This window comes from Pseudomonas sp. CFII68 (assembly GCF_000416195.1).
GTDB classification, from domain to species: Bacteria; Pseudomonadota; Gammaproteobacteria; order Pseudomonadales; family Pseudomonadaceae; genus Aquipseudomonas; species Aquipseudomonas kilonensis.
Window position 1 is genome coordinate 1 of the sequence record NZ_ATLN01000081.1, and the last position, 11,502, is coordinate 11,502.

Here is an 11,502-nt window from a genome sequence, read left to right on the forward strand (position 1 = left end):
CCTTGCAGCAAACCTTGCGCAGTTACCATGAACTGACCGGCGATCCATTCTTGCATAGCCGCCTGGCCAGCCAGCAAACCTTGCTCAATGGCACCACCAGTACGACCTTGTATGAGTACGACAAGGGCCCCAGCGCGCTGGCCGGTGAAACCGTGTTGGAAACACGCGAGTTATTTACTGGTTTTGACGGCATCGAAAAAACGATGTCCCAGGAAAATTCGCTGATCACCGGCGAAGCGGTGCTGACCACCGACGTCGATGGCGTGGAACTGCTTCGCCAGTTCGATGTTCTGGGTCGAGTCACCAAGGAAATCGTCTCACCTAAATCGCCCGACGTTCGAGCCGAACGCGTTTATCGCTATACCTTGATCAGTACAGACGGGCAATACGCTTCAGAGAGCGTGACGGGGGTCAGCGGCGTAACGACCCATACCCGCTTCGATGGTATGGGACGAGTGGTTTATCGAGAGAGGGTCGAGAAGGCAAAGGCGCCGCGCCAGGTCTACGCGGCCAGTTACGACAAACTGGACAACCTGATCGAAGAGATCCGCTACGACTGGCTGGAAGATAAATCCATGCCCTTGCGCCAGCGCTTTGAATACGACGCCTGGGGTATCGCCCATCGCACGACAATGCCCGATGGCGTTGTGAGCCGTTACCTCTGGTCGCCTTTTGGCAGCAAAGGGCCGGTCGAGCACCAATGGCTGGAAACCCCGGAGACTGAAACGACAACACTTATCAGCGGCCTGACCGTGGGCAAGTACAACGATTTCGGCAAGCTTGACCGCTTCGAACGATTGGACGCACAGCCCTTGATCGATCTGTGCCACCAACAACCCGAACGCCCGGTCGCAGAGCATCTGCGCCACCTGCTTGAAACGACAGGGCTGCCGACCGTTGGCGCGGTTGAATACACCTATGACGGCAAGAACAACTGTGTACAACAAATAGAATTGTATGACGGGCAGGAACGCAGGACGCGTTTTGCCTATGACCCGTGGGATCGAGTGAACGCCACCACCCTCCCCGACAATACGGTCGCCAGCCGGGAGTTTGCCGCGCACAGTTTAGGTGAACAAACCACCAGCATGAGCGTGAAACCCAGCGCCAAGCCGTCGATCACTGTCGGCCAACAGTCATTCGACAGCCTCCAGCGCATGACCGAACGTCGTGTCGGCTCAATGGTCAATCCGCAGATCGAGGAGTTCAAATACACCGGCAGCCAGATGCAGCTCAGCCAGCGGATCACCCCGGCCAAAGAAGTTTTCGATTATGAATACAAACCAGAACTGACCCAGCAGCCTTTAAAGATCACCACCTCCAAAGATGAATCGACAACTTACGTGTATGACCTCAAGACCGGAGCAATAACCGGGGCGCAAAATAATCAAGGCCAGCGTGAATATCGATATACCGATACCGGCGAGCTGGAATACGAAAGCTGGACCGATATCGACGGCAAAAAGATGGAGACCACCTACCAGACTTCCCTCCAGGGGCGGCAAATCAGTCGAAGCCATACCGACGGCCTGGATACCGTTTACACCTATGACGATTGCGGACGGGCCAAAACAGTCGTCCAAGGCGCGCTCAGTGCCGACTTCGACTACGACACACTCGGCCAACTGTGCCGCACCACGACACGCAGCCCGACGTCGACATTGGTTGCCGAGGTCAAATACGACCCGCAGGGCCGGGAAATCGAGCGGACACTGACCCTCAATGGTCAAGCCCCACGAGTCATTACACAAATCTGGCAAGGCGACAACCAACTCAAGAGCCGACACGTGTTCCTGAACGAGGAGAGCTTGCTCGATGAGGCGTTTGTGTACGACTCGCGCAACCGACTCGTTCATCACACCTGCACGGGCAGCGCCCTGCCCAAGGACGCCTACGGCAATAGCATCCTCAGCCAGTTATTCAGGTTCGATGAGCTGGATAATATCGTGCGAGTCACCACTCAATTCGATGGCGGTCTCAGCGACATTGCCGTATTCACCTATGATCCCGACGATCCTTTTCAATTGAAAAAGATTACCCATACCTATACGGCCGGCGGCTATCCAGCGCTGCTTGAGTTCGAGTACGACGCCAATGGCCATATGCTCAATGACGAACTCAATCGACGCTTGATCTACGACGATCATGGCCGCCTGGTTGCGGTAAAGGATGCGCAAGAGCAGCTTGTCGTGAGCTATCGCTACGACGGGCATAACCACTTGGTGGGCGTTCGTCAAGACAACGAGCCGGAAACACTACGCTTCTATCAGGGCTACAACCTGAGCCACACGCTGCACAATGGCATCGGCACGCAGTATTTGTTCCATGAAGAACGCCCTTTGGGGCAGCAGCAAATCGACGACCATGAGCAGACCCTCTTGCTGATGACAGACGCCAGCCCCAGCGTCATAGGAGAATGCGTGCAATCGGACGTGCACGCAGTAGCCTACAGCGCCTACGGTATTCGTAGCAGCGAGGCAGCCTTGCAGAGCTTAATCGCGTTCAACAGCGAGGTGTGCGAGAACACGAGCCACTGGTATCTGCTGGGCCGTGGCTACCGGGTGTACAACCCTAACCTGATGCGCTTTCATAGTCCGGATTCGTATAGCCCGTTCGGTTCGGGCGGGGTCAACCGCTATGCGTATTGCCTGGGCAATCCGATTACGTTCCGTGACCCGACCGGACATCGGGCCAACTATCGTCGGCCGGATGATAACCCTGGGTATATCGACCCCATTCCAGAGCCCGAAAAGTCTAAGTTAGGTTTTTGGGCGAAACTCGGGATCATCGTAGGGGTAGTTGTTGCGGCGGCTGCCGCGATAGCAGGAGCCGTTTTTACCGGTGGAGGCTCTCTAGCGATTGGTGCTGCTGTGATAACGACATTGGGCGCGATACTAGTCACAGCGGGCGCTATAACAAACAATGAGACATTGATGAGCATTGGAGGCATTTTGGTTACTGTGGGTGGGGCTTTAAGTCTCTTCTCGTATTTTAAAGGTAGACCCGGTGCAGGCGCTCCAGGCGCTTCCAGTTCACCGAGGGGCAGCGTTTCGACACCTACTCCTCCAAGGAGCAGAAGCCCTAGTGTTTCATCTACGTCTTCCGAGAGCAGTACTTCTAGTAGCTCCAGCGCATCCAGCGACTCATCACATCATTCTATGCGCAGCACCCCCTCCGTCGATTATTCGAGTGATTCTTCTAGTTCTTCTAGTTCTTCTAGTTCTTTCTAGTTCCGTCTAGCTCGTCTAGTTCGTCTAGTTTATCTAGTTCATCCGGATGGACTCCTCCGTCACCCAGTGCAGCGCTAAAGGAATCAAACCAACAAGCGGGAACTCTAACTCCAGCGCAGAAAGCCCAAGCAACTAGAGGCATTACAAAATTGACCGGCGGAACGAAGAATCTCAACGTTGCGGGAAATCCGCTACATCAGATATTTATTCCATAAATATTTAAAACCAAGTATAAAATCGCCTTTCAATTTCATACTTGGTTTTTCATGAGTCATTGATAAGCATAAAGCCACTTCCCACCCCCTCTCCCGTAACTCTCTGCTAATGGAGATATCACTGACTGAAATGTTTCAGGCATACAATCAACAACTAGAAGTGAGGCCTAACACAAGCCAATCAAGTTCAGTACTTAACCCGTGGCGAGGGAGCTTGCTCCCGCTGGACTGTGAAGCAGTCCCCTTTCGGGGCCGCTTCGCGACCCAGCGGGAGCAAGCTCCCTCGCCACGGGTAGTGCATCGTTTGTTTTATCTTTGACGGGTTTCACTGAACCAGAGTCAACTGCAACAGTGGGAAATTAGGCGACGACAAAGGCGGCCAAGTTTGCCCGCCATCAAAACTGACATAGGCTTTGCCCGTCAATGGCGCATTACGTCGTAGCGTATTCAAAAACTCCTTAGACACCCTGACCTCAGTACCAAAACCAATGCCGGCAAAAGTCTCCTGCTCAGTGACCGCACGCTTGTTCACGGCCGGGAATACCCAGTCCTGGCCTGAAGAAGAGTTGACACCAGTCATCGTGATCATGACCCAATGATCGGTTGTGATGAGCGGCCATTTTTTCAGCGTCAGTCGTGCGCCCTCCGGTGCCACCGAGTTATAGCTCAGATATCCGCCGGAAAGGCCCTCGCACTGGACGGCTTCGAGCCGGTTACTTGGGAGGGTTAGTACCTGGAGCCGACGTGGGACAGAAATATGCTCCTGATCCATCGCATCGATGACACCATAGGAGACCGGCAACACCCTGCCGATTTGGGCCGCCAGGTACTGCATTTCCACCCGAAAACGACGTGAGCCTGAACTGATGGGCTGTTCGACCCGAGTAGCGCCCAGGGTGCCAGGCTCCCCCCATTGCACCCAAACCTTCTCTTCCGGGTAGATAACGGCGGTGTCCGGCACTTGCACAATAACAACGCCGCCAGCAGGCACCAACGGATCCAACGTTTGTAGCTCCCCCGTCCCAACCGCGCCGTCAATAGAGGACCAAGGCAAATCACGGGGAATCGGCGTGGCATCGACATCCAATACAACCGCCACAGACCTAGGGCTGACATTACCCGCGCGGTCCTGCACCTCATACCACACATACCGGGACCCATCGCCCCTGTCCTGTATTAAATCAGCGCTGATCGTAACCACGACGGGATCAGAAAAATTCTGGTCATCAAGTTCGATGACACCGCCTTCATCCTGGGTGCCTGGTGTAGATCCCCAGTACCAGGTGATCCGATCCCAGGGTCGGGGGTCCGTGTATCCCGGGAGATTGGCCTTGACCTCATCATTGTTCTGCTCAAGGTAGCGGGCAGTGAGTTTATTGGGCGGAAGGACTTCGGGAGGGAAAACCAGCTTGCTGTCAGCAGCAAGGACAGGCGGCGTCGTATCGAGGGTAATCTCCAACTCGGCAGAGTCATCAGACTCATTGTTATAAGCCGTCGCCCTGTAGTGCAACCGATGAAGCCCGTCATTACCACGCAGTAGTCTTTGGGGCAACGTCACATATCGGTCTGACGGCTCTATGAAAGCGTTCCAAGTTCGGCGATCTACCCAATTCGGGGCACCGTCAAGGAACAGCTCAACCGACTCCTCACCCAACGCCGGATCAGAATTGTCCCATAACACGAACCAAACCTTTAGATCATCATGCGTGGCGGCTTCGGGAAGCAGATTGATTTCACCGCCCGGAATGTTATCTAACAGTTCATCTATGCGGGGTGGAAGTAATTCTCTAGGGTTATCGGAAGACGACTTATCTGCTGACTCGCTCATGAACAAGACTCCTCAAAGAAGCACGAGGACAATGGCCGCAGCCGTTATCCTCGCATCGTGTAAAGAACATTGAACGTGCCGTGCAGCGTCAGCCCATTGAATTACCAGAGATAGCGCACGCCCACGTTGGCCCCCCACGGCTGCTCGATCTTATTGCCGTTGCTGTAATCGAAATCGGCGTGGACCGACACTTTGTCAGTCAACGTCATCGCCACACCCGCACCCAGCTCACCGCGCGAACCGGAGAGGTCATTGCTGAACTTGTTATCGTTGACCTGCACGTCGTTGTTATTGGCGAACTCGTGCACATACGCGGCACGCAGGTACGGCTGCAGCACGTTGCCTTCACCCAGGTCAAAGTTGCGCCCGACCGTCGCACCGACCTTGCCCAGCAACGAGTGCGTGCGGTCGCCTTCGGCGGACAAGCCATTATCCAGGCGATAGTCCTTGCCCTCGATGATCACGCCCGAAAGCTGTGTATAAGGTTCGACGAAGTAGTCGTCTTCCAACTTGATATGACGACCGAACTCCAGGGAGCCACCGACGCCGTGGCTGTCGTAGCTGCCCTTGGCCTTTTTGCCATCGCTCAGGCGGACGTCGGATTCGTTCTGGAAGCGGTTGAACTTGAGCACACCGTCGAAGTAATAGCCGCTTTCCTCGTCCAGCCACGTGGTGTAGGCACCAAGGTAGAAACTGTCGATTTCACCGGTGGTACCGCGACTCAAATCCAGGTCGGACTTGCTGTAGCCACCCATCACCCCCACCAGCCACTGCCCGTCACCGACCGGCAACGGCGCATCGGCACCCAACGACAAGCCCTGCTGGGTTTGCTTATAAGCCACGCCGGAACTGGCGCTGACATCGAACTTGTTACCATAAGCACGCATCCAACCACCGGCCTTGCCTTGGTCCCGGCGCACTTCGCCCATGCGGCTGCGCAAGGTGCTGAGTTCGCCGTACCAGACCGTGGGTGCGGCATTGAACAGTGCCATCACCGATTGGGTACCGGGGCTGATGATTTTCGAAGCGGTGTTCAGGTACCAATCATTGTCGCCTTGCTTGATCAGGTTGTAGGAGTAGGCCCCCAAGTCCACCTCACCACCCACCAGGGAAAACTGGGCATCGCCACCGCCGATGTGAACCACCGGGATGGAAGCGGCGGCGCCGGGTTCCGAGCCACTGCTGTCGAGCGCCACCAGGTGATTGCCGGTGGCTGTCCCGGTCACCGTCAAGGTGTCGACCTGGCCAGTGCTGAAGTTGGTGTGCATGAAGAAGGTGCCGTTGCCCGACAGCTCGCCCACCGTCAATTTGTAGAACTCGCCCGGATTGCCGAACTGGATGCCACCGCCGTTCATGGAGAGTTTTTCGACCTCGCCATCGCCGACCATGATCCAGCGGGCTTCGTTGTTGACGGCCAGGCTCTCGACGTTTTCCAGGCGACCGGTGAGCGTGGCGAAGTTATCGAACACCACGTTGGCGCTGCTGCCATCTTCCACGATGATGTCGCCGACCAGTTGACTGTTATCGGCGCTGAAATTCGCCGAAGAGCCATTGACGACTTCCAGCAGCGTACCGTTACCGCCCACCAGGGTAGAGCCGTTGTTGACCTGGATATTCACCCGTTCGTCGTTGGTCTGGGTCTGGCCGTCGACGATGATCGCCGAGCCGGCCAGCCCTTCGACACGGGAATTGTCCAGGATCAACGCGTTGTCGGCGGACAGGTTGAGGTCGGCGAACAGGTACACACCGTTGAGCCCACCGATGATGGTGCTGTCGGTGGCGGAGATCTTGCCGCCGAAGCTACGCACGCCAATGCCATCGGCGTTGCTGCCAGTTACGGTGGAACCGGCCTCGAGTATCAATTGGCTGCGAGCACTGAGGGTTGCCCCCACTCGTCCACCGATGATCTCACTGTCGCTGACCACCGCGGTAGATCCGCCGCCGGCTGATGTTGCCAGTTGCAGCCCGGTGTTGCTGCTGACGACTTTGCTGCCATTGGCGATGGTCGCGTGACTGCCGGCTAGATCGACTCCGTTGGCATTGCCTTGGGCGGTGACCTGGGTATCACTGAGATCGATCGTCGACCCGCCGGACGCACGGATCTGGTAAGTCGTGGCGCCGTTGGCCGTCAGCTTGCTTTCGGTCTCCACCAGATAATCGTCGGGCGTGGTGGCGGCGTCGATGGTCTTGGACGCACCATTTTCGATGAGTGTCTGCGCCAGACCGGTGGGGCTGAGCAACAACAATGGCGCGAGGGTCACGAGTTTGAGAAAACGCGCAAGCGGCGTGATGGAGAATGAGTGGCTGACGGGCATGGATAACTCCTGGATAAACAAGCTGTCTGGCAACCGTCGAGCCTGGCGTTTTACTGCCTGGGTCCGAACGATCAAAAGGCGGCAATCCTAAGCACTCGCTTCCTGGATATATGTAGGATTTATCCTTGTGTTTGTGAGACTTTTCTTATTACTTCCGTATGAAATATCAATGTAGGCGCCTTTCCTATGAACCCGCATCGACCTGCACTCCCGGGCGAAAAACGCCCGGGTGCCAGCTCAAAGGTCAAGGCGTTGGTGGCCTTGGGATCTCGCACGGCTCGTTCGGTCGGTGGAAGGCGGTGATGGTTGTGAACGGTGTCGAATCAAGTGTTTCCGAGCCGTCATCATGGAAGTACTGGATCTTCGCCCGGCCCCTGCGACCCGTTGCTGCGGTCTCGTTATAAAGCGGCAGGATATGAGTCGTATAAGGTTCCACCCGAATGGTGAAACCGGTGAGAGGTGTACCGGTAGCGCCCAGCACGTAGTCCCGCTCAAACTGCGCCCCGACGATCGGATCTTCGGGATCGCTCAGATACTCTCCTCTCATGGGCGTGAAGACGAACTTGATTTCGTCGCCATCCTTGAGCACTCCGGTGAGGTCAGGGATGTCGACCCTGAGCGCGCCATCGTCATCAAGAACCCTGCAACCTGGGTACGGGGTCGTCACTGGATCAATGGTGGGGAAACTCGCAGGCGGCAGCTCAACCGCAATGGCGTTGACATTGACCTCGGTTGGAGTGGATTCCAGATCATTCTCAATGCCTGTCGCGCTCAATTGATAGTGCACCGGCACCTTCAGGCCATTGCCGCCGTCCTTGATGTAGATCCAAGGGATGTCGACGGTTTGATCCTGGCCAGGTACGTGCTCAGGATTTGTATCATCGAAGGTTATCTGGGCCTCTACGACACGAGTGCCATTCCAGAAAAAATCGATGATATGGCCGTCAACCGCCTCGGCGTACCAGGTAAAGGTAAATTTCGCGTCCTTGTCTTTGTCGGCCCGTGTCAACTGGTTGGTCCGGTTATCATCCCAATTCTTGACTACGCCTACCGTCAAGCTTGGATGCACCGGATCCGGCCAATCGGGAGATGGCCAGGGAACCCAGGGGATCGGCACCTCGAAATTGACCTCGATATCGGTGTTTTCAGGTCCGAATAGCCGACCTTTACGCACGACGTGATAACTGACGTTGGTCGTCTTGTTGCCAGTGGTGTTTTGACCGTATTCCTCAAGCATGAGGAGTTTCGGTTCCACCGGAACCACGATTTGGGTCGGTGGGTTAGGCCCTATGGGATAGTCGTCGTCCAGCGTCGTATTTCCCCACTTCAATCGAATCTCATCACTGTTCTTGTGATTGTCATACCGGGGAATCCAGACACTCACCCCCGACAAAGCATGCTCAACCACCAATGGGCCTGGTTTTGCCTGGGGGACTTCCGGCGCTTGTAAATTAGTCGGTAGCGGCCCGAAGGTGAGGCTTATTTTCTGCCAAAGCGACAGAGCGCTGGGATTGGTCGCCTTGTCGATCAGGACGTAGATGAACACGCATTCGGCATCGCCAAACGCACGAATACGATCGCCGTCGATTTCGATCGGAGTGTCTGAGGTGCCCGGGGGGGGAACATCGTTGAAGAAAATCGGGGAGAGTCCATTCAGGTCCTCGGGAATGTCGGCGGCATCCACCAGGTAAACGGCGATTTTATCCGTCGCTTGCCAATCAGCGTAACCAGGAATTGTGGCAGTCAATTTGCTGCCAGGCGCCAGGTTTGTGTCGTCGAGGTACACCTCCGAAAACTTCAACGCCTCTGGCGGGTCGTGTCTATAAGGTGGCTCTTGATCGCAAATGAGCGGAGTGATCGGAGATTCATCTGCATCTGTTGCGTTATAGGGGTAATGGTCATATCTCACGCGGCATGGAGAGCTTTGCGGAAGGTCACGGGCCTCAATGAGCATTGGGTAGGGGAAGGTCTCTGGAAAGTCAGCCCCCCCCAAAGGTATTTCAAATTCATGTTCTGCCACAACCTCAAAACGGCCATTGCCGCTACGATCGAACATTACCTGGATCTTCTCCGGTGCGCCCGGGGGTGGCAGGTTATCCCACTTGGGAATCTCTACACTCAATCCGCTCTTCAGACTGGGGCCGTTGAGCAGACCAGTGTTGATGTCTACCATAGGATTCTTAATGATTATGAATTTGTCGCCCAACTTCGACTGATGCTCGGTACGCATCCGAAGATAAGCGCTGTTCGCCTCACGCCGCTGCTGTTTGATATCCGCATTCGCCATGCTATCGCTCTCCCATTGATAACGTTCAGCCGCTGAGACGCCAACGGCCATCCAATTTTTCTGGCAGATCGATAACACCGGACACGACACAACGCTTCCCATCGCTCTGCGCGGCAGCTGAGGCCTTGAGCGAATTAAGCACGCGTTTTCAATGACGCGATACTGTCAGAGTTGACAGGTCGCCGGGACAAGATCAGGACAAACTCAGCGCAACACCACCCCCACCAACATCGCCATCTCAAGCAATTCCAGCAACGCCCCGGCGGTATCCCCGGTGCAGCCCCCTAGCCTGCGCAGCATCATCTGGCGCAAGCCGATAAAGACCGCCGAGGCGGCCAACAGGGCAACGACGCCTGCCCAACCCGCCACCAGCAAGACCCCCAGCGCGCACACCCACAACACCTGCCAACCCGCACGGCGGGGCAGATGATCGGCGAGGGCCTGGCCCAGGCCGCCGGCACGCACGTACGGCGTGGTCAGGAACAGGCCAAGCAACGCGGCACGCCCCAGCACCGGCACGACGATCAAGGTCAACGTCTGTCCCTGCTCGATCAACGCCAGCAGCGCGGTGAATTTGAGCAGCAGCACCAGCACCAGGGTGATCACCGCGATCGGCCCACTGCGCGGGTCTTTCATGATCAGCAACGTACGCTCGCGGTCGCCGAAACCGCCCAGCCAGGCATCGGCGCTGTCGGCCAGGCCATCGAGGTGCAGGCCGCCGCTGAGCAACACCCACGCGCTCAGCAACAGCGCGGCGTGCAGCAGCAATGGCGTGTCCAGCAGCAGTGCATTGAACAGCCACAGCAAAACACCGAACAACAGCCCCACCACCGGATAGAACAACAGCGAACGGCCCAGCTGTTCAGGCTCGGGCATGCCAGGCAGGCGCACCGGCAGGCTGCTGAGAAATTGCAGGGCGATCCAGAAGGGCAACATCGTCAATCCGCCTCTTTGAGCACGGGCCCTGCCGACACCGCCAGGGAAAACAGCGCGCCATGGCCGACTTCGACATTGAGCAATTGCTCCCGAGGCAGGCCTCGGGCCTGGGCCAGCAGCAGGCGCATCACGCCGCCATGGCTGACCAGCAGGATCCGCTGCCCGGCATAGGCCGCGTGCAGACGTTCGACCGCTGCCAGGACGCGGCTGGAAAACGCCAGCACCGGCTCGCCTTCGGGGGGCGTGAAGGCATAGGGATCGGCCCAGAACTGGCCCAGTGCCTCGGCGTCGGTGTCCATCAATGCCGCCGCGCTACGACCTTCCCAGGCGCCGAAATGCAGCTCTTGCAGGTCCTTATCCAGGTGCACCGGCAGGTTGAGTCGGGCGCCGAGTTGCTCGGCGAAACGGGCGCAACGCTGCAACGGCGAACTCACCAGGCGATCCCAGGGCCCGCTTTGCTCGACAGCCGCGTGCATCTGCTCCCAGCCCCTGGCCGTCAAGGCATCGTCGAGGCTGCCGCGCAAGCCGCCGCCCAGTTCGGTTTCGCCGTGACGCAGCAGGTCCAGGCGCAAGGTCATGCCGGGCGATCCGCCACGGCCGCTTCGGCAAACGTCGCCATCTGCCCGTGAAGGTCACAGGCCAGGCGCAACAGCGGCACCGCCAACGCCGCGCCACTGCCCTCGCCCAGGCG

7 protein-coding genes are annotated in these 11,502 nt (G+C 57.1%); 1 reads left to right on the forward strand and 6 read right to left on the reverse strand.

Features of this window, described 5'->3' with window-relative positions:
- Positions 1 to 14 precede the first annotated feature (14 nt).
- Positions 15 to 3,230: an RHS repeat-associated core domain-containing protein gene (locus tag CFII68_RS14365; protein WP_218187451.1), complete on the forward strand. Its 3,216-nt coding sequence runs from the start codon at positions 15 to 17 to the stop codon at positions 3,228 to 3,230.
- Positions 3,231 to 3,770: 540 nt separating this feature from the next.
- On the opposite strand, the gene CFII68_RS14360 is transcribed toward CFII68_RS14365, so the two are convergent.
- The 6 genes from CFII68_RS14360 to CFII68_RS26760 all read right to left on the reverse strand — a co-directional run.
- Positions 3,771 to 5,273, reverse strand: coding sequence for a hypothetical protein (locus CFII68_RS14360; RefSeq protein ID WP_018606793.1), 1,503 nt, complete (start codon positions 5,271 to 5,273; stop codon positions 3,771 to 3,773).
- 101 nt (positions 5,274 to 5,374) lie between these two features.
- On the reverse strand, positions 5,375 to 7,588 hold the full coding sequence (locus tag CFII68_RS14355) for an autotransporter outer membrane beta-barrel domain-containing protein (RefSeq protein ID WP_018606795.1): 2,214 nt from the start codon (positions 7,586 to 7,588) through the stop codon (positions 5,375 to 5,377).
- Positions 7,589 to 7,832: 244 nt separating this feature from the next.
- Positions 7,833 to 9,926, reverse strand: coding sequence for a hypothetical protein (locus CFII68_RS14350; protein WP_018606796.1), 2,094 nt, complete (start codon positions 9,924 to 9,926; stop codon positions 7,833 to 7,835).
- Positions 9,927 to 10,079: 153 nt separating this feature from the next.
- On the reverse strand, positions 10,080 to 10,811 hold the full coding sequence (locus tag CFII68_RS14345) for an adenosylcobinamide-GDP ribazoletransferase (protein WP_018606797.1): 732 nt from the start codon (positions 10,809 to 10,811) through the stop codon (positions 10,080 to 10,082).
- Between the two features lie 2 nt (positions 10,812 to 10,813).
- Positions 10,814 to 11,389, reverse strand: coding sequence for an alpha-ribazole phosphatase family protein (gene cobC, locus CFII68_RS14340; RefSeq protein ID WP_018606798.1), 576 nt, complete (start codon positions 11,387 to 11,389; stop codon positions 10,814 to 10,816).
- A partial coding sequence (locus CFII68_RS26760; protein WP_018606799.1) for a nicotinate-nucleotide--dimethylbenzimidazole phosphoribosyltransferase occupies positions 11,386 to 11,502 on the reverse strand: 117 nt, incomplete at its 5' end. The genes cobC and CFII68_RS26760, both read right to left, overlap by 4 nt.